Raw genomic sequence first — 19,202 nt, 5'->3', positions numbered from 1 at the left:
ATGGCGGACAATGGTTAATGGACGGTTTGCTTTTTTCGGATCCGACAGAAGGAAATCGCGGACGATCGCCAATCGGCTTTCGTCGCGCTCGAGGTCGGATTCAAATAGGGTCAGCGGCCGCGCAGAACGGCCCCGACCAGCAGGGAGGTCGGCGTCTCGCGCGCGAGCATGACCGTACCGTCATTCTGTTTCGCGACGGCCTGAACAAGAACGGCCGGCGCGGTGCGCGACGTCATCGCGCTCGCGCCCTCGCCGTCGGCCAATATCCGTTCGACATCGGCATCGAGGAAGATGCGATCAGCCTCGACATGCAGCGCGATTTCGGTATCGCCACCCTGGTTTTCGCACCCGATATCGAGGCGCCCGCCACGTACCAGCGCATCGACGAGCAGCAGCGACAGGTTGAGGATGATTTTGACAGCCGGTTTCGGCAGCGGATCGCTGCCGATCATCCAGTTGAGATCGATGGCCCGATCGCCGATGATCCCCTGGATAGCCGATTTCGCTTCGTCGGCGGGCACCAGTTCCCCGAAGCCGCCGGCCGAACCGAACGCCAGGCGGAAGAATTTCAACTTGTTGGCCGACGTCCGTGCACTCTGTTCGAGCAGGTCGATGCAGCGGGCCCGCATGTCGGGGTCCTTTTCGTCGGCAAGCAGTTCGAGCCCGTTGGCGAAGGCGCCGACCGGGCTGAGCAGGTCATGGCACAGCCGCGAAGCCAGCATGGACGCGAAATCGACGCGATCGTCGGACATGGATGGATGCACTCCCCGCAGACCAGACCTTTCCGGTTCGCGCTTGTTCCCTAAGACAGGCGCGGGGGCGAGAGCAAGGGCGAAGCCGCGTCGAGCGCCGCTCCACCCCATCCAGCCATCTTGAATTTCCGCAGTTCGGCCCCACATCGCGTGCAATGTTGGGGGACGACGAAATACTTGCCGTGACACTTTCGGAGAGCGCGGTCGGACTGCGGCTCGACCGGGCGCTGGCCGAGGCGATTCCCGAGATTTCGCGCGAACGCCTGAAGACGTTGATCAAGGGCGGCCGCGTCGCCGATGCGACGGGAACCGTGTTGTGGGACCCCTCGGCCAAGGCCGCGGCCGCCGCGACGCTGAAGCTGCGTATCCCCGCCCCGGCTGCGGCGCACAATGTCGCGCAGGATATGGGCCTCGTCATCGCTTATGAGGACGAACATCTGATCGTCGTCGACAAACCGGCGGGGATGGTCGTCCACCCAGCCGCAGGCAATCTCGACGGCACGATGGTCAATGCGCTGCTCCATCACTGCGCGGGTCAGCTTTCGGGGATCGGTGGCGTCGCGCGGCCGGGCATCGTGCACCGGATCGACAAGGACACCAGCGGGCTGATCGTCGCAGCAAAGCACGACAAGGCGCACGAAGGCCTCGCGAAGCAATTCGCCGCGCACAGCATCGACCGCCGCTATCTCGCGCTCGCAAGCGGGCGTCCGATCCCCGCGAACGGTACTGTCGATGCGAACCTTGGCCGATCGAGCACCAACCGCAAGAAGATGGCGGTCGTTGCCGCCGGGCGCGGCAAGCATGCGGTCACCCACTACCGAACGATCGAACCGCTGAAGAACGCGACGCTGGTCGAATGCCGGCTCGAAACCGGACGGACCCATCAGGTTCGCGTCCATATGGCGCATATCGGTCACCCGCTGCTCGGCGACCCGGTCTATGGACGCGCCCGGAAGCCGCTGTCCGATATATTAAAAGCCCGTAATTTCGCGCGTCAGGCGTTGCATGCGGCCCATTTGGGTTTTATTCATCCGGTTACCGGTATCGCAGTCGCGCTCGACAGTGACATCCCCGCCGATATGCGGGAACTGATCGATGAATTGCGTGTTTAAGTTTCGAATGAAAATCTATCTCGACCGCCGGACCCAACCGCGGCATATTTCTCCTCTGAAAAATTAGGGAAGACGTCATGGCTAACAAAAGCAATGTTCCGGCAGTGGTGCCCGCGCTCGGCGGTGAGGCGAGCCTGAACCGCTATCTGGCCGAAATCCGCAAATTTCCGCTGCTGACGCCCGAGCAGGAATATATGCTCGCCAAGCGCTTTCAGGAGCATGGCGACAATGAGGCTGCGGCACAGCTCGTCACCTCGCACCTCCGCCTCGTCGCGAAAATCGCGATGGGCTATCGCGGTTATGGCCTGCCGGTCAGCGAGCTGATCAGCGAGGGCAATATTGGATTGATGCAGGGGGTGAAGAAGTTCGATCCCGAACGCGGATTCCGCCTTGCGACCTACGCCATGTGGTGGATTCGCGCCTCGATCCAGGAATTCATCCTCCGGTCGTGGAGCCTCGTGAAAATGGGCACCACGGCGGCGCAGAAGAAGCTGTTCTTCAACCTGCGCCGGATGAAGAATAACCTCGAAGCCTTCGAGGACGGCGACCTCAGCCCCGAACATGTCGCCAAGATCGCCACCGACCTCGGCGTGACCGAGGACGAGGTCGTCAGCATGAACCGCCGCATGGCGATGGGCGGCGACACGTCGCTGAACGTCCCGATGGGCGAGGATGGCGACAGCCAGTGGCAGGATCTGCTTGGCGACGAAGGCCCGTTGCAGGACGAGCGCGTCGCGGAAGCGCAGGAACGCGATGTGCGCCACTCGCTGTTGAACGAAGCGCTGGAAACGCTGGGCGAACGCGAACGTCACATTCTGACCGAACGCCGCCTGACCGACGACCCCAAGACGCTCGAGGATCTGAGCCAGGTGTATGACGTCAGCCGCGAGCGTGTCCGTCAGATCGAAGTGCGCGCGTTCGAAAAGCTGCAAAAGGCGATGCTGAAGCTCGCGGGCGACCGGCGGCTGGTCGGCGCCTGAACCGGGCGGAACAATGCGGGGCCGACTTGAGCCGGGATCCCCCCGGCTGTGAAGGAGTCTGTGCCATGCGTTTCGTGCCGTTAGCAATATTCGCCGCCGTCCTGTCCACTCCCGTCACCGCCGCCGAAGCGCCGGCAAAGGTGACGGTGACGATGGCGAATTTCAGCTATGCGCCCGCCGAACTGCATCTTCGCGCCGGCGAGGGCGTGACCATCCATTTCGTCAACACCGGATCGGGTGGGCACGACTTCACTGCCGAAACATTCTTTGCCGCCGCCACGATGGATGCGGCGAACCGTGCTCGCGTGGGCGGCGCGAAGGGGCGCGTTGCGCTGGGCAAGGGTGACAGCGTCGACGTGACGCTGGTTCCGCACGCCGGAACATATGATGTGCATTGCTCGCACTTTTTGCATGCGACGATGGGCATGACCGGCAAGGTCGTGGTCGATTGATCGATCGGCGCGGCCTCAGAAGCGCCGGACGTATCCCGCGTACAACTGAAAGTCCGGACTGTCGCGGTTGAGCCCGAGGTTCAGGCCGATATCCCACTGGCTATCCTCCTGAGGCTGCCACCCCGCCGACAACCCCGCGAGCCATTCGGTCGTATGGCCAGCCGGGTCGCGGTCGCGCGTGACGGACATTTCGGTCGACATCGACACCGTATCGGACAGGTCAAAGCCCAGCCCCGCCACGGTGCCATAGGTGAAATGACGGCCATCGCCGTCGGCATCGACCGCCGCATCAACATGCGGCGTCAGCCCGATCGATACCGTCCCTGCATCGATGGCAATCGGAACGAGCAGCCCCGCGCCCCAATCGCCCGCGCCTACCTCCTCACCGCCCGTCGGCAGGTTTGCATAGGGCATGGCAGCAATCGAAAAACCCGATCCGTCGGGATTGTGCAGATTCTGCCTTAGCGCGACCGTCACGTCGCCGGCATGGGTCCGGCGACGGGTGGTGCCGAGCACGGCGTCGCGTTCGCGCACGTGCCCGAGCGCGGTCCAGGCCACCTGTGCCTCCAGCGACAAGGTCAGGCCTACGCGGACCAGCGCCTCGCCGGTCAGGATCGTGTCGGTACGCTGCGCACCGTCGTCCTGGCGGGCCCAGTCGGCGAGCCCGAGTTCGAAGACCACTCTGCCTGGCTCGACGGTGCAAGGCGGAGTTCCGAGACCCGGCCGATCGGGGCAGAGGTCGCGTCCTTCTTCGGCCGCGGCCGCGGCGCTTGTCGCGAGCCCCGCCAACAACGCGAAAGTGCTGAGCATGACGCCGGGCCTTCGGCGACGATCGGGCCTTTTCCTTTGCATCCTGCTGGACTACGCCAAACCGATGCCAAGAAAAAGCAAGACGCGCGCGAAGCCGACGACGGGAGGACTTTTCAAGACGACGGCCAAGATCGTCTTTGGCTTCATCCTCCTTTCGGTCCTTTGGGTGCTCGTCTATGCGGTGGTGCCGCCGCCGGTGACGCTCACGATGCTCTTCGACGCCAACGGCATTACCAAGGACTGGACAAGCCTCTCGCATATCGACCGGACCATGGTGCGCGCCGCGATCGCGGCCGAGGACGGCAAATTCTGCAGCCACGACGGCTTCGACCGCGAAGCGATCGAACAGGCAATCGAACGCAACGCCAAGGGCAAACGCAAGCGCGGCGGATCGACGATCAGCCAGCAGACCGCCAAGAACGTCTTCCTGTGGCAGGGCAGCGGCTGGACCCGCTATATCCGCAAGGTCCCCGAAGTGTGGTTCACCTTCCTGATCGAAACGATCTGGGGCAAACGCCGGATCATGGAGGTTTATCTGAACGTCGCCGAAACCGGCGTCGGAACCTATGGCGTAGAGGCCGGTGCCCAGCGCTATTTCAAGCACGGCGCGGCGCGGCTGACCCCGCAGGAAGCGGCACGCATCGCCGCCATCCTGCCGCTGCCAAAGAAGCGCGAAGCGATAAGCCCGTCGGGATTCACACGGCGCTATGGCAACTCGATCCGGGCCCGGATCGGTGTCGTCGGCCGCGACGGACTCGACGCCTGCATCTACAAATAATGTGGCGATCCCCGCCCCGATCGCCACGATCCCGACCCCAATGGCGACCCAGCCACTCGTCGAGATCCCCTAATTTCGTCATCCGCGATCCGGCGTCGGACTGACCAACGCCGCAACCACGATCATCTGTTCCTGGCCCACCGGCCGCGCGCTGCTCCCATCCTTTCGGGCGTGCAGGCGTTGCTCGGTGAATTAGATGCCGATCGCGGAAAAAGGTTACAGACCGCCCGATACATCGCAGAATATGGCTCGGCGGCCCGTCGCGAGGTGGTCGGCCGCCATGCGGTTGCGAAGCTGCGCCTAGGGTCAGGACCCTAGTCGCTATGGCGCGACGCTTCTTCCATCGCGTTGAAGAACCACGCCCCTGCCGCGACCGCGACAACACCCACGCCGATGGCGACCCAGCCGACCGTCGACACGCCCTGCCGTCGGTCGGTCTCGACCGATTTCCCGTTGACCGTCAGCTTGTGGTCGGGCGCCAGCGCGATGCCGATCCGCGCTTCCATCGGCTGCCAGCCGACCGTGCTCGACTGGCGACTGCCGTCAAAATTCACGCTGTCGCGCGAAAGGCGCAGCTCAACGCGCGGGGCTTCCTTGTGGCGAGCGCCGCCAAACGGGACCGTCAGGCCGACACCAACGACACCCTCGGGCCGGCTGAGTGGTCCGCTTTGCGGCGCGATCGATTGTGCAGAGGCCGACGTCGCCAACGCCGCACTTAGAATGACCGTCGTGATTGCTCGCACTTTTCTTGCTCCCCTGATGGCCTCCTTTCGCGCACCCGCGAAAGCTAGTGGGGATTGGATGGCGAAAGCGACAAAAGGTGACAGCGACACGGCGGCATTGCCGAAAAAATTCAGGCCGGCTTCCAACTCCGCCGATCTTCGGCCTGTTTCAGCACCTCGAACGCCGCCTGCCCCGCGGCGAAGCGCTTCGCCGCCTCGGCATCGCCTGGCTTGACGTCGGGGTGGCATTCCTTCGCAAGGTTGCGCCACGCCTTCTTCGTCGCCTCGAAATCGGCATCGGGTTCGAGGTCGAGAACTTCGAGTGCGCGCATCTCGTCGGCACTGCGGCTGCCGTCGCCCGATCCGCCCCAGGCGTAATGCTGCGCCCGGGCGTAGCTGCGTGCACCGCGTGCTTCATCCGCGGCCCGTTCGGCCGCATCTTCGGCGCTGAGGCCGGCAAAATAATCCCAGCCGCGATTATATTCGGCGGCGTGCGCTTCGCAGAAATACCAGCGTTCCGGGCTGTTCGGCGACTTGGGCGCCGGGCAGTTTCCGGGAGAGGTGCAGCCGTGGCGATCGCACAAGCGCACCTTCTGCGCCTCACGCGAGGAGCCATAGGGGCGCCAGCGGGGAAAACCCCAGTCATCGGATCTCTTGGCGCGGCTCATCTTGCCCCATGTAGCGACTGGGACGCGAAATGGCTAGGCGGGGTGCCCGAAAAAGGCCCGTTACCTTACCATCGCCGCGCAACGGGAATGGACGACTGCTCAATCTTTCGGTGCGTAGCCGAACGCCTTGTACGCCAGCTTGGCGACAGCCGGATCGAGGTCGGGTGGCGTCATCGGCACCGCGGCCTCCAGAACTTCGACGATATGGGTCAGGGCCGCGATCCGGGCCGCCTTCTTGTTGTTGCCGTCGATCACCTTCCACGGCGCCCAACGGGTGTCGGTCTGCTGGAACATCTCCCCCATCGCGGCGAGATAATCCTTGCGTTTCGCCCGGTTCCGATAGTCGTCAGCGCCTGTCTTCCAGCGCTTCCACGGATCGTTGAGCCGATCGGCGAAACGTTCGTCCTGCTCCTTTTGCGTGATGTGAACGAACAGCTTGACGAGATTCGTACGGCTGCCGGTGAGTTGCGCCTCGAATTCGTTGATTTCGTCATAGCCCTTGCGCCACTCGGCCTCGGCCGCATAGCCCTCGACCCGCTCGACAAGCACCCGCCCGTACCAGCTCCGGTCGAAGATCGAGATTTCGCGGTTGCCGGGCAGCCGCTTCCAGAAACGCCAGAGGAAGTGCCGGGCCTTTTCCTCTTCACTCGGCGCGGCGATCGGCCACACTTCGAAATAACGCGGGTCGAGCGAGGCCGTCAGCCGCTGGATGATACCGCCCTTGCCCGCCGCGTCCCAGCCTTCGAACATGATGACGCTGCGCTGTCCATGGATGATATGCGCGGCCTGTAGCCGTTCGAGCCGATCCTCGAGCGCGGCCAGATCGCCAGCATAGGCGCCGTCATATTTGGCGCCGGATTCATAGTCGGAAAGCGAGATGGTCATGCCGCCCACCCTAGCGACGCGCAGGCGCCGGACCAAGCGTGCGATGTGTCCGTTTACGGTACAATGGGGTCAGTTCACGCCCATCAGCCGCTTGCGCGCGGCCCAGTCGGCTAACGCGCGGCGATGCCGGTCGATGCGCGCGATCCCTTCGCCGATATCGCGATTTTTGGACCCGAGGCGTTGCGCCTGCCCGTACCAGTCGATCGCCGCGTCGAAGTCGCGATCCATCTCGGCGCAGAGTCCAAGGTTGAAGGCAAGCGCCGCCGTTGGCTCCGCGGCGCGGGTCAAACCCGCCCAGGCCTCGCAGGCCGCGGACGGATCGCTCTTGGTCAGGCGGACCGCCTCCTTGAAGCTGTCGGCGGCCGGCTTCGCAAGGCCCTTGCGATTCTCGTCTACGCGAACATCGATAGCATAGCCGATGGGCGCAAGGTCGCGGCGGATCGCCTGCACCTGATCACCTTCGGCCCACTCGACATAGTCTTCGGCGGTGCGCGATGCCGCGCGATCGGGACACCAAGTCTGCTGGTCCCGCGCGCTGAGTGGCCGCGTGTAACGGATTGATCCATCCTTGATCGCGACGAGGCGCGCTGTCGTCGTAACGGTGATCGTACGGCGCCGGCAACGAATATCGACCTCGACCTCCTTCACGCACTTGTTCTTGTCGGCCGGGTCATATTCCGTGCACTTCTTGCGCTTCTCGGTAACGGGCACCTCCTCGACTGCCGCGCGTGTCGTACCGGTGAGCAGAGCATCGATGGGGGCGCCCGATTCGGGCGCGACGATCCGGTAATAGGAACGGCCGTCGAAGCGCGCGGCGCCAAGGGCCGCCTCCAGCCTTTGCGCCACGGCGGCGCCGTCCGTGCCCTCGAAGCGGTCGACCGCCAGACGGAGCAGGTCGTTGACGTTTGCGGAAGCGGGGTCGCTGCCGCTGATCGGCAGTGTTTCGGCCATGGCCGGCGCAGCAAGACACAAAATTGTCGCAGCAAACAGCGGACGCAGCATGACTTACCCCCCCGGTCGATCGGCCCGCTGGTGGGCTATCGCAGCCCGCCCGACGTGTCAAAGCGTAGCGGCGACGAGGTCGGCGAGGCGCTGCGGCGCTTCCATCGGGATGAAATGGCTATGCTCGGCCCATTGTTCGTCACGCACCGCGCCGAGCCTCTCACCCAGGCCGGGCCAGGCGGGACTCACCGAGAAATCGAGATTGCTCGTCCGGTCGCCCGTGCGCGCGCGGATCACGCTCGACGGGGCCGTGATCCGGCCGAGCCAAGCATAGGGGTCGGTATGCGCCGCACCCAGATATACCGACGCTTCGAGCCGCGGCGGACACGCGAGTTCCCACCCGTCCCCGTCATCGGCGGGCCGCAGGCCATAGCGGCAGTAATCGGCGAGAACGTCGGACCGCCAGTGCGCATAGGGTGGCCGTTCGGCAAAGCTTTCGAGCATTGCTTCCCACCCGCCCCAGCGATTGCGGCGCCGCGCGACCGGATGCTCCGACGGATCGGCAACGGCTTGCCCGGCCGCATGCGCATAAAAGACCGGGTCCATGATGACGGGGTCGATCAGGACGATGTGCCGGAATGCATCGGGGCGCTCGGCCGCGAGACGGCTCAGCACGTAACTGCCCATGCTGTGCCCGCAGCCAACGAGCGGCGTGCCGGCGAAGCGATCGACGAGCGGCAGCAGCACGTCCGAGGTCGCAGCCCAATCGGACAATGTGGCCGGCTTGTAACTGCGGCCGTGACCGCGATGGTCAGGCGCGATGACGTGCGTGCCCACGGGCAGCGCCGCAACGACCTGATCCCAAAGGCGCGCGTGAAAGCCCGTCGCATGAAGGAGCAGGACCGAAGCCCGGTCGCCCCGCTCGCCCCATTCGAACCAGCAGATGTCGCCGTCGGGCGTCGCCAGCAGATGCTCCCGGGGTTCGCTCACATTCAGCTCTTCGGGCCGTCCACCAGGCGGATGTGAAGTTCCTTGAGCTGCTTGTCACTGACCGGCGCCGGCGCGCCCATCATCAGATCCTCGGCCTTCTGGTTCATCGGGAAGACGACGACTTCGCGGATGTTCGGTTCGTCGGCCAGCAGCATCACGATGCGATCGACGCCCGGTGCCGAACCGCCATGCGGCGGGGCGCCAAACTTGAAGGCGTTGATCATCCCCGCGAAATTGATGTCGACGTCGGCCTGCGAATATCCCGCGATCTCGAACGCCTTGTACATGATGTCGGGGCGATGGTTCCGGATCGCGCCCGACGACAGTTCGACGCCGTTGCAGACGATGTCGTACTGCCACGCGAGGATGTCGAGCGGGTCCTTCGTCTCTAGCGCTTCCAGCTCGCCCTGCGGCATCGAGAAGGGGTTGTGGCTGAAATCGATCTTGCCGGTCTCTTCATCGGCCTCGAACATCGGGAAATCGACAATCCAGCACATTTCGAACTTGCCCGGGTCGATGAGGTCGAGCTGTTCGGCAACGCGGGTGCGCGCAAAGCCCGCGAGCTTCGCGGCTACAGCTTCCTTGCCCGCGGCAAAGAAGAGGCCATCATCCGGACCGAGGCCGAGTTCGGCGGCCAGCGCATCCATCTTGTCGGTGCCGTGGTTCTTGGCGATCGGACCGCCCCATTCGCCACCCTTGCGCGTCGCATAGCCAAGACCGGCAAAGCCTTCGCCTTGTGCCCAACTGTTCATGTCGTCGAAGAACTTGCGGCTCTTCTCTGCCGTGGCGGGCGCGGGGATCGCGCGCACCACGTCGCCCGCCGCGACGATATCGGCAAACCGCCCGAAGCCCGATCCGGTGAAGTGCGACGAGACGTCCGTGATGATCAGCGGATTGCGGAGATCCGGCTTGTCGTTGCCGTACTTAAGCATCGACTCGCGGTAGGGGATGCGCGGGAACGAGCCGGCCGGGGTCACCGACTTGCCGTTCGCGAATTCCTGGAACACGCCCGCAAGGACGGGTTCGATCGCGTTGAAGACGTCGTCCTGGGTGACGAAGCTCATTTCGAAATCGAGCTGGTAGAATTCGCCGGGCGAGCGATCGGCGCGCGCGTCTTCGTCGCGGAAGCAGGGCGCAATCTGGAAATAGCGATCGAAGCCCGCGACCATGAGGAGCTGCTTGAACATCTGCGGCGCCTGCGGAAGCGCGTAGAATTTTCCGGGATGGACACGGCTCGGCACCAGATAGTCGCGTGCGCCCTCCGGCGACGAAGCGGTGAGGATCGGGGTCTGATATTCGGTGAAACCCTGATCGACCATGCGGCGGCGCAGACTGGCGATGACGTTCGAGCGCAGCAGGATATTCTGGTGCAGGCGATCGCGGCGCAGATCGAGAAAGCGGTACTTCAGGCGAATATCCTCAGGATACTCCTGATCGCCGGCGACCGGCATCGGCAGTTCGGCGGCGACCGACTGGACCGACACGTCGCGCGCGCGCACTTCGATCGCGCCAGTCGGCAGGTTCGCATTCACCGTTTCGGGCGAGCGGGCGATCACGTCGCCGGTCACCGTCACGACGCTTTCCGCACGCAGCCCGTCGAGCATGGCGAAAGCAGGGTCGCTGCTGTCGGCGACGATCTGGGTCAGGCCATAATGATCGCGCAGATCGACGAAGAGGAGCCCGCCATGGTCGCGCTTGCGATGCACCCAGCCGGAGACGCGGGCGCTGTGGCCAACATCCTCGGCGCGAAGCTGGCCGCAGTTATGGGTGCGATAGGCGTGCATATTTTTCGTCTTTCAATGTCGAGTGCGCGCGGGAAAAAGCGCGCCGATATGGCCGCGCCTAAGGCAGGGCAGCGGCGCTTTTGTCAAGCGCGAAGGGCCAGTCTACCCCTTTGTTGCACTTTGTCCGGAGCGGGTATTTTTTCCTGCCCGCGACGGCAAATCGCTGTATAGGCTCCCTCATGCAAATCCACCCGCTTATCGAAACCAGCGCAGCACTCGTCGAATTTGTCGATTTGATCAAAAACAGCGATTTCATCGCGGTCGATACTGAATTCATGCGCGAGAACACTTTCTGGCCCGAGTTGTGCCTGATCCAGGTAGCCGACAGCGAACATGCCGCAGCGATCGATCCGATGGCGACGGGGATGGACCTGAAGCCCCTGCTCGACCTGCTGGTGAACAACGAAGATGTGCTGAAGGTTTTCCATGCCGGCGGGCAGGACGTCGAAATCATCTTCAACCTCACGGGCAAGACCCCGCACCCGATCTTCGACACCCAGATCGGCCAGATGGCGCTGGGTCAGGCCGAACAGGTCGGCTATTCGAACCTCGTCGAAGCCTGGATCGGCCTGCAACTCGACAAGGGCGCGCGTTTCACCGACTGGAGCCGGCGGCCGCTCGACAAGCGACAGATCGATTACGCGATCGGCGACGTCACCCATCTCGCCAAGATTTTCCCGATGATGCTGAAAAAGCTGGTCAAGACCGGACGCGGTCACTGGCTCGACGAGGAAATGGAAAAGCTCGCCGACCCGTCGCACTATGATCTGGATCCCAACAATGCATGGCAGCGGATCAAGGTGCCGTCGCGCAAGCCCGACGTGCTCGGGCGCCTGCAGGCGCTGGCCGCATGGCGCGAACGCGAGGCGCGAAACAAGAATTTGCCGCGCGGGCGCATCGTCAAGGACGAGACCCTTGCCGACCTCGCCGCACATCCGCCGAAAGACCAGGATGGCCTTGGCCGCGTCCGCGGACTGTCGGCGACGTGGCGATCGAACGACATCGGCGGCAGGCTCATGGACGCCCTTGCGGGTGCCAAGCCGATGGCAAAGGAGGACATGCCCGACCGCGCGCCCCGCGGGCCGGGCCTCGGCAAGGAAGGTGTCCTCGTTGCCGACCTGCTGAAGCTGCTGCTCAAGATTCGCGCCCGCGAATTGAATGTCGCGGCGCGACTGATCGCGCGAAGCGACGATCTGGAAGCGCTCGCCGCCGGAGCACGCGGCGACATCCCGATGATGCAGGGTTGGCGCCATGACGTGTTCGGGCATGCCGCTCTCGACCTGGTCGAGGGCCGCATGGGCTTTGCGGTGAAGGACGGCAAGCTGGTGATGAGCGAAATCGACGCCGCGACGGCGAGCGAGGTTTGACTGCTGCGCTCTCCGGCGCAGCGATCAGAGCAATGTGAGTTCCGGCTTGGCGTCCAGCGCCTGCGCAAGGATGCGCAGGCGGCGCTCGACCGATTCGCCCGCAAGATGATGCCAGCCCGCGTCAAGGCAAAGCCGCAACTTGCCATCGACCAGCGTTATGCCGCTGGCCTTGAGCGGCGCCTCCACCCCTCCCGTCAAGCGCTGTGCCAGCCGGATGGCGAGCCCCCATTGGCGCGCGCGGGCCAGCCGGTCCGGCGCGACAAGGCTGCCCATCGCCGGAAATTCCGCATCCGCGCCACCGAATCCGGCATATAGCGCGCGCGCCAGCAGGATCCGGCCCGGAATATCAATGCTGCGCCAATTGCCGTGCAGCCCGATTTCAGTGCCCCGCTCTGCACGGAAATCGGGATTGGCCGACCAGGCGACATCGCTGAGCAGGCTGGCGGCAAGGCGGACGCGGCTGTCGGCAGGCGACTCACCAGCGAAGAGCGGCGCGATCCAGTCGGCAATCGCGCGCCCGTGCGGCGCAAAACGCGCAAGGCGGCGCCCTTCGAACTCGGCCGCGACGATCAGCGGGTCCTGCGCCCGGGTATCCTGATCAAGCGACTGGTAGAGCAGGCCCTCGCGCAGGCCCGATGACGACACGGTCATTTCGGGGACGTCGAGGATGTTGACGAGCGCGGAGAGCAACGCTGCCGCGTCGGGCAAGGCGGCCGCGCGGTTCGACGCCATACCCGGAATCGCGCGCAATTCGTCGAAGCTGAGCCGCCGGGTCGCGCGCAGCAGGCGGCGGAGCGCGCCGCGTGGCAATATATGCTGGTCGAGAACCGCCAGCGGATCCTTCGTCAGTTCAAGGTCGAGCCGCGACAGCGCGCGCCACGATCCGCCCACGAGATAGAGCGGCAGGCCGACAAGGCCCTCACCCGGCCAGCCCGATGCCTTGAGCATCTTACGAATCGCGCGCTCGAAGGCCTGCTCGCCATCCTTGCGAAGCGCCGGCAAGCGCAGCACGCCCAGCGGGAACGACGCACGCCGGCCGACCTTGCCATGCGCAACTTCGGCAAGCTCCAGACTGCCGCCCCCAAGATCGACCGCGATGCCATGCGCGTCGGGAATGGCCGACAGCACGCCATATCCCGCCGCCTCAGCCTCCTCCTCGCCCGACAACAGGCGGATAGCGAGGCCTGAATCGGCGGCGGCGGCAATGAAGGCGGGACCGTTTTCGGCGTCGCGAACCGCTGCGGTGGCAACGCATTGCAGGTCCTGAACCTCCATATGCCGCGCCAGAAGCGCGTATCGCCGCAGCGCCAGCAGGCCGCGCTCGGCGTCCTCGGGGGCGATGCGACCGTCGGTCGACAAGCCCCGGCCCAGCCCGGCCGCAACCTTTTCGTTGAAGATCACGGCCGGCGCGCGCGCTGGCCCTTCATAGACGACGATCCGGACGGAGTTCGATCCGATATCGATCACGGCCGAGCGGTGCACCGTTTGGCGGGAGGAGCGGAGGAGGGCCAATTTTTTCAATCTTCGCGCATATGCACGTCGAGCGTCGGGACGTCGTGGCGTTTGTGCAATGCCGTGCCGCGGCCCGACAACGACGGGTTCGTCATAAAATAATGATGTAAATTAAATGGCTTATCGTCCGGTATGAGCCGCTTGTAGGTCCCGTCGGACTTCAGCACCCAGCTCTGTTCATTGTCGATGAGGTTCGCGACGAGAACCTGGTCGAGGATCTGGTCGTGGACGGTCGGATTCTCGATCGGGATCATATATTCGACGCGGCGGTCGAAGTTGCGCGGCATCCAGTCGGCGCTGGATATATAGAGTTTGGCGCGCTGATGCGGCAGGCCGGCGCCGTTGGCGAAGGCCCAGACGCGGCTATGTTCGAGGAAACGTCCGACGACCGATTTCACATGGATCGTCTCCGACAATCCCGGCACGCCGGGGCGCAGGCAGCAGATACCGCGAACGATGAGTTCGATCGGCACGCCCGCCGCGCTCGCTTCGTAAAGCTTGTCGATGATGTCGGGATCGACGAGGCTGTTCATCTTGGCCCAGATGCCCGACGGCAGCCCGGCTTTCGACGCGGCGATCTCGGTATCGATCAGTTCGCTCAGATGCTGACGCATGTTGAGCGGCGACATGGTGACGAGTTCCAGCCGTTCGGGTTCGACATAGCCGGTGATGTAGTTGAAGAGCTGTGCCGCGTCGCGCCCCGCGCGCGGATCGGCGGTAAAGAAGCTGAGATCGGTATAGATCCGGGCCGTCACCGGATGATAGTTGCCGGTACCAAAATGGCAGTAGGTGCGATAGCCCTGCCCTTCGCGGCGCACGACCATCGATATCTTGGCGTGGGTCTTCCACTCGATGAAGCCATAGACGACCTGCACGCCCGCACGTTCGAGCTGGTTCGCCCACAACAGATTCTGTTCTTCGTCGAAGCGCGCCTTGAGCTCGACCACCGCCGTCACCGACTTTCCCGCTTCGGCCGCCTCGATCAGCGCGCGAATGACGGGCGACTGATCGCCGGCGCGGTAGAGCGTCTGCTTGATCGCCACGACATCGGGATCGGCCGCCGCCTGCCGCAGGAAGGCAAGAACGACTTCGAAGCTTTCATACGGATGGTGGACGAGAATGTCCTTGCTGCGGATCGCCGCGAAACAATCGCCGCCATGTTCGCGGATACGCTCGGGAAAACGGGGCGAATAGGCCGGAAACTTGAGATCCGGGCGATCAACGTCGACAAGCGCCGACAGCGCCGCAAGGCCGATAAAGCCCCCGATCTTCGCAACGATCGCTTCATGGCCCTGAATGTCGGCATTGAGCACCGCGGCGATTTCCGCCGGCATGTCGGCCTCGAGCTCCATCAGGATCACACGGCCGCGCCGACGCCGGCGGATCGCGGTGCGGAACAGGCGCACGAGATCCTCGGCCTCTTCCTCGATCTCGATGTCGCTGTCGCGGATGATACGGAACACGCCCAGCGACCGGATGGCGAAGCCGGGAAAGATCAGATCGCCAAAAACCTCGATCAGATATTCGATCGGTACGAAGCTGCTCGGCTCGCCGGGTACGGGAACGAAGCGCGGCAGCGACGCGGGGATCATGACGAGTTCGCGGACGGTGTCGCCCGTCGCCTTGCGCTGAAGGTCGAAAATCACACCGAGGCCGCGATTGGGAATGAACGGAAACGGATGCGCGGGATCAAGGACCTGCGGCGTCAGGATCGGAAAAATCTGGTCGAGGAAGAATTGCCGCAACGCGAGTCGCAGCTTTTCGACGTCGGAGCCCGTGCCGTGGACGATGATCCCCTGTTCCGCGAGCAGGCGGTGAAGCAGGTGCCATTCGCTTTGCTGTTGATCGACGAGGCGGTTCACCTCGGCCTCGATCTCCGCCAGCTGTTGCCCCGGCGACCGGCCGTCGGCCGACGGATCGTCGATCCCCTGAAGCTGTTGTCCCTTGAGGCCGGCGACCCGGACCATGAAGAATTCGTCGAGATTGCTGCCCGAAATCGACAGGAAGCGAAGGCGTTCGAGCAAAGGATGCGCCGGATTGCGCGCCTCCTCCATCACCCGTCGGTTGAAGGCGAGCCAGGAAAGTTCGCGATTGAAGAAACGTTCCGGGCCGAAAGAAGGAACCGCCGTTTCGGCGTCGTTGTCCGCGCGTAAGGGGCCACCGGCTATCGACATGTGCTCGTATCCTGCCTTTCGAGGAGATCGGGATCGATCAGCCCCTGTGACAGTAATGTTTCACGAGTAAGACGAATGCTAACGCGCCGCGCTTTTTCCAGCGATGCGGCATCGAGGGCCGCGACGACGCGGTGGATCATCGCATAGCTGCGTTCCATGCGCGGAACGATATAGGACGGAATCTCGGGCGCTATCGCCATGCCACGCTGCGCGAAAAGCGCGTCGATCAGGTCGCGTGCGAGGCAGTCGTCGGGTTCGCCGATCGTCAGGACCGGCACGGCCCGCAACCGCGAGGCAAGGTCGGGAAGTCCGATATTCCATTCATGCGGCGGCGCGTCCGCGATGATCAGCAGCGGCGTGTTCGACGCCTGCGCCGCGTTCCAGGCGTGAAATATCTCTTCTTCGGACACGCTGTTGTGGCCATCGATGACGCGCCCGCCGGTTTCACGCGCGAACAGGCGCCCCATCAGGCTCCGTCCCGATCCGCGCGGTCCGGTCAACACGGCGGTGCGGACGGGCCAGGTCGAGACATGGCGGAGGTAGCGCACGGCATCGGCGTTGCTCGCCCCGACGATCAATGGCGCGTCGTTCGTGCCTCCCGCGCTCCAGTCGAGCGGCAGCGCAATCTGTCCGGAGACCACCATCAGCGGCTGATCCTGAGCTGGCCGCCGCCTTCCTGAACCTTGAACCCGCGCGCCGCGAGCGCGGCCTTGAGCGCCGCCAGATCGCCGCGGAACGACACGCGCATGACCGAAGTTCCGCCAAGCGCAAGGCTGGTCGTCGACGCCGACTGGACCCCCGCGGCGCCGGCTACGGCCCGTTCGGTCGCCGATACCGAATCGACGTCGGGCGAAGCGTACTGGACGGTGAAGCTCTGGACGCCGACCGCCGGCACCGCCGGCACGCTGCTATCGCTTTCGCTGGGCAGCGCATCCTCGTCGCCCGCCGCTTCTTCAGGAAGGTCCGTTTTTTCGACCGGCTTTTCGAGGACGAGATAGGCATCGGTGCGCAGCACGCCTTCGGCCAGCGCGGCGGTATAGAGGCTGTCCATTCGCGCGACCGCCTTTTCCATCATGTCGGGCAGCGCCGCGGCGCTGGGTCCCGTCATGGTGAACGTGCCGATCAGCTTGTTGTCGGGACCGAAGCGCGCCGCGAAATAGCCTTTGATCGGCCCGCCGGGATAGCTGTACTCGATCCGCGCAATCGGGGTCAGGACGTCGGCGGCGCCATATTGATCGAGGATCACGCGCCACCAGACGCGGCCGCGACGGCCCGTCTGGCCCGCGTTGAGCAGCAGGGTATCGGCGCCGGTGCCCGCGGTGCGAACATAGTCGATCGCACTCTGCCCCGTATTATATTCGGCCCAGGCACGCTGCCAGGCGCTGCGCTGTTCGAACACCTGCTGGATGCCATCGATCGAATAGACGGGAATGACGAGCAGCGGGGGCGAGCGCAGCGTGCGGCCGCTGACGCCGAGAATCTGGCCGGCGCGGACGCGATCGAACTGGACGCCGAGGCGCGCGACGTAACGGCGCGGACCAATCTGTTCCTGTTCGACGACGATCGCCGTCACGATCCCGTCGAGCACCGAATCGGTGAGTGCAGGACCGTCGGAGCCGTTCAATTTGCGGTAAAGCTGGGTCCAGCCCTTGCGCTGCGCCTCGCGCCAGCCCTTTTCGCGGGCATCCTCGGCATTGTCGCCCGTGACGTCGACGAGGATCCCGCTGGCAAGAAAATCGCCGCTGCTGTTGATCGGCGTGATGCCGCGGTCGCCGCGACTGATCTGCCCCTCGACGATCCCCGCGAGGAGAATTGCGAAGAACAGCCCAAAGAGTGCGGCCCAGCGCCAATCGCGGGGTGCCAGCGAGCGAAGGGAACCGCTGGACATAAAATGGGGAAAAGCGGCGGCAGTCATAAGGTTCTTGCGTCTTGTTCCCACCAAAAATGCAACCATCGCTCTTTTCGTCATTCCGGCGAAGGCCCGAATCTCGTCGCCGCGATCCGACACAGCCGCGAGATCGCGGCCGCCGCCGGGATGACGTCACCACCATGCCCTACGCGAAAGACAAGGTCACCGACAAGGAAATCATGGCATTTGTCGGCCGGAACCGTTAGGCGCGCTGGCCATGGATTCCAAGCATAACCAACCCGCCTCCTACACTTATGCCGGGGCCGGCGTCTCGATCGAGACCGGCAATGCGCTGGTCCGTGCCATCGCCCCGCTCGCCCGAGCGACGCGACGTCCGGGCGCCGATGCCGACCTTGGCGGATTCGGCGGCTTTTTCGACCTGAAGGCGGCAGGGTTCAACGATCCGTTGCTGGTCGCCGCAAACGACGGGGTCGGAACCAAGCTGAAGCTCGCGATCGATTCGGGCAGACATGACGGCGTCGGAATCGACCTGGTCGCCATGTGCGCGAACGACCTGATCGTTCAGGGGGCCGAGCCTTTGTTCTTCCTCGATTATTATGCGACCGGAAAACTCGACAATCAGGTCGCGACCGATGTCGTTGCCAGCATCGCCGAGGGTTGCAAACAGGCCGGATGCGCGCTGATCGGCGGCGAAACCGCCGAAATGCCCGGCATGTATTCGGACGGCGATTATGACCTCGCCGGCTTTTGCGTCGGCGCGGTCGAGCGCGAGCAGGTGCTGACCGCCGACAAGGTCGCGGCGGGCGATGTGATCCTTGGCCTCGCCTCTTCGGGCGTTCATTCCAACGGCTTTTCGCTGGTGCGGCGACTCGCGGCCGACAAGGGCTGGAAGCTCGATCGCCCCGCCCTGTTCGACCAGAATGTCCTGCTGATCGACGCGCTGATGGCGCCGACCCGCATCTATGTGAAGAGCCTGTTGCCGCTGGTGAAGACCGGCCGCATTCACGCGCTTGCGCATATCACCGGCGGCGGGCTGCTCGAAAACATCCCGCGCATCCTGCCCAGCACGCTGCACGCCCATGTCGATGCCGACGCATGGGCACAGCCGCGGTTGATGGCGTTCCTGCAGGCGCAGGGAAATATCGAACCCGAGGAAATGGCGCGCACCTTCAACTGCGGGATCGGCATGGCGGTCGTCGTCGCCGAAGCCGATGTCGCGGACGTCACGGCCGCGCTGGAAGCCGCGGGCGAGACGGTGTACCGGATCGGCCATATCGCCGAGGGCGCGAAGGGCTGCACCGTCAGCGGCGGTTCCGAGACGTGGAGCGCGATGGCGGCGTGGAGTGCGACGCATAATGCATGATCCGATCCTCCCTGTTGCGCAGCAATGGGGAGGTGGCAGCC

At 64.4% G+C, this 19,202-nt stretch carries 18 protein-coding genes; 6 read left to right on the top strand and 12 right to left on the bottom strand.

What is annotated here, in order from left to right:
- Positions 1-110 precede the first annotated feature (110 nt).
- On the bottom strand, positions 111-752 hold the full coding sequence (locus JNM03_RS07400) for a histidine phosphotransferase family protein (protein ID WP_294035745.1): 642 nt from the start codon (positions 750-752) through the stop codon (positions 111-113).
- 155 nt (positions 753-907) lie between these two features.
- On the opposite strand from JNM03_RS07400, the gene JNM03_RS07395 reads away from it, so the two are divergent.
- The 3 genes from JNM03_RS07395 (at position 908) to JNM03_RS07385 (ending at position 3,296) form a co-directional block, all read left to right on the top strand.
- Positions 908-1,864 carry an RluA family pseudouridine synthase gene (locus JNM03_RS07395; RefSeq protein WP_294035744.1) on the top strand — a complete coding sequence of 319 codons (957 nt, stop codon included), beginning with the start codon at positions 908-910 and terminating at the stop codon, positions 1,862-1,864.
- Between the two features lie 77 nt (positions 1,865-1,941).
- A complete protein-coding gene (gene rpoH / locus JNM03_RS07390) occupies positions 1,942-2,844 on the top strand; it encodes an RNA polymerase sigma factor RpoH (protein WP_294035742.1) in 903 nt (300 codons plus the stop codon).
- Between the two features lie 65 nt (positions 2,845-2,909).
- Positions 2,910-3,296, top strand: coding sequence for a cupredoxin domain-containing protein (locus JNM03_RS07385; protein WP_294035740.1), 387 nt, complete (start codon positions 2,910-2,912; stop codon positions 3,294-3,296).
- 15 nt (positions 3,297-3,311) lie between these two features.
- On the opposite strand, the gene JNM03_RS07380 is transcribed toward JNM03_RS07385, so the two are convergent.
- Positions 3,312-4,106 (bottom strand): transporter, encoded by a 795-nt coding sequence (locus JNM03_RS07380; RefSeq protein ID WP_294035738.1) that lies wholly within the window; start codon positions 4,104-4,106, stop codon positions 3,312-3,314.
- A gap of 64 nt (positions 4,107-4,170) precedes the next feature.
- Between JNM03_RS07380 and mtgA the strand changes: the two genes are divergently transcribed.
- Positions 4,171-4,884: a monofunctional biosynthetic peptidoglycan transglycosylase gene (mtgA, locus tag JNM03_RS07375; RefSeq protein ID WP_294035736.1), complete on the top strand. Its 714-nt coding sequence runs from the start codon at positions 4,171-4,173 to the stop codon at positions 4,882-4,884.
- A 314-nt stretch (positions 4,885-5,198) separates the two neighbouring features.
- Here mtgA and JNM03_RS07370 read toward each other — a convergent pair whose 3' ends face one another.
- The 6 genes from JNM03_RS07370 to aspS all read right to left on the bottom strand — a co-directional run bounded on the left by JNM03_RS07370 (position 5,199) and on the right by aspS (position 10,875).
- Positions 5,199-5,627 (bottom strand): hypothetical protein, encoded by a 429-nt coding sequence (locus JNM03_RS07370; RefSeq protein WP_294035734.1) that lies wholly within the window; start codon positions 5,625-5,627, stop codon positions 5,199-5,201.
- A gap of 110 nt (positions 5,628-5,737) precedes the next feature.
- The gene (locus tag JNM03_RS07365) at positions 5,738-6,274 is read right to left on the bottom strand and encodes a J domain-containing protein (protein ID WP_294035732.1); all 537 of its coding nucleotides are present in this window, start codon (positions 6,272-6,274) and stop codon (positions 5,738-5,740) included.
- A 99-nt stretch (positions 6,275-6,373) separates the two neighbouring features.
- The gene (locus JNM03_RS07360) at positions 6,374-7,159 is read right to left on the bottom strand and encodes a polyphosphate kinase (RefSeq protein WP_294035730.1); all 786 of its coding nucleotides are present in this window, start codon (positions 7,157-7,159) and stop codon (positions 6,374-6,376) included.
- A 69-nt stretch (positions 7,160-7,228) separates the two neighbouring features.
- The gene (locus JNM03_RS07355; protein ID WP_294035728.1) at positions 7,229-8,110 is read right to left on the bottom strand and encodes a hypothetical protein; all 882 of its coding nucleotides are present in this window, start codon (positions 8,108-8,110) and stop codon (positions 7,229-7,231) included.
- 108 nt (positions 8,111-8,218) lie between these two features.
- Entirely contained in the window at positions 8,219-9,091 is an 873-nt protein-coding gene (locus JNM03_RS07350; protein WP_294035726.1) for an alpha/beta hydrolase, read from the bottom strand.
- Positions 9,092-9,093: 2 nt separating this feature from the next.
- Positions 9,094-10,875, bottom strand: coding sequence for an aspartate--tRNA ligase (gene aspS / locus JNM03_RS07345; protein WP_294035725.1), 1,782 nt, complete (start codon positions 10,873-10,875; stop codon positions 9,094-9,096).
- A 179-nt stretch (positions 10,876-11,054) separates the two neighbouring features.
- Between aspS and rnd the strand changes: the two genes are divergently transcribed.
- Positions 11,055-12,242 carry a ribonuclease D gene (rnd, locus tag JNM03_RS07340; RefSeq protein ID WP_294035723.1) on the top strand — a complete coding sequence of 396 codons (1,188 nt, stop codon included), beginning with the start codon at positions 11,055-11,057 and terminating at the stop codon, positions 12,240-12,242.
- A gap of 24 nt (positions 12,243-12,266) precedes the next feature.
- On the opposite strand, the gene JNM03_RS07335 is transcribed toward rnd, so the two are convergent.
- The 4 genes from JNM03_RS07335 to JNM03_RS07320 are packed head-to-tail and all read right to left on the bottom strand — an operon-like array spanning position 12,267 to position 17,816.
- Entirely contained in the window at positions 12,267-13,754 is a 1,488-nt protein-coding gene (locus JNM03_RS07335) for a Ppx/GppA family phosphatase (protein WP_294035721.1), read from the bottom strand.
- 5 nt (positions 13,755-13,759) lie between these two features.
- Positions 13,760-15,928, bottom strand: coding sequence for an RNA degradosome polyphosphate kinase (locus tag JNM03_RS07330; RefSeq protein WP_294035719.1), 2,169 nt, complete (start codon positions 15,926-15,928; stop codon positions 13,760-13,762).
- Positions 15,919-16,572, bottom strand: coding sequence for a chromosomal replication initiator DnaA (locus tag JNM03_RS07325; protein WP_294035717.1), 654 nt, complete (start codon positions 16,570-16,572; stop codon positions 15,919-15,921). The genes JNM03_RS07330 and JNM03_RS07325 overlap by 10 nt, the downstream gene beginning before the upstream one ends.
- Positions 16,572-17,816: a heavy-metal-associated domain-containing protein gene (locus JNM03_RS07320; protein WP_294035716.1), complete on the bottom strand. Its 1,245-nt coding sequence runs from the start codon at positions 17,814-17,816 to the stop codon at positions 16,572-16,574. The genes JNM03_RS07325 and JNM03_RS07320 overlap by 1 nt, the downstream gene beginning before the upstream one ends.
- Before the next feature lie 238 nt (positions 17,817-18,054).
- Between JNM03_RS07320 and purM the strand changes: the two genes are divergently transcribed.
- Positions 18,055-19,161, top strand: coding sequence for a phosphoribosylformylglycinamidine cyclo-ligase (gene purM, locus JNM03_RS07315; protein ID WP_294035714.1), 1,107 nt, complete (start codon positions 18,055-18,057; stop codon positions 19,159-19,161).
- The last annotated feature ends 41 nt before the right edge of the window (positions 19,162-19,202 follow it).

This window comes from Sphingopyxis sp. (assembly GCF_016793825.1).
Classification (GTDB): domain Bacteria; phylum Pseudomonadota; class Alphaproteobacteria; order Sphingomonadales; family Sphingomonadaceae; genus Sphingopyxis.
The sequence above is the reverse complement of the archived record's forward strand: the minus strand, read 5'-3'. Positions and strand labels throughout refer to the sequence as shown.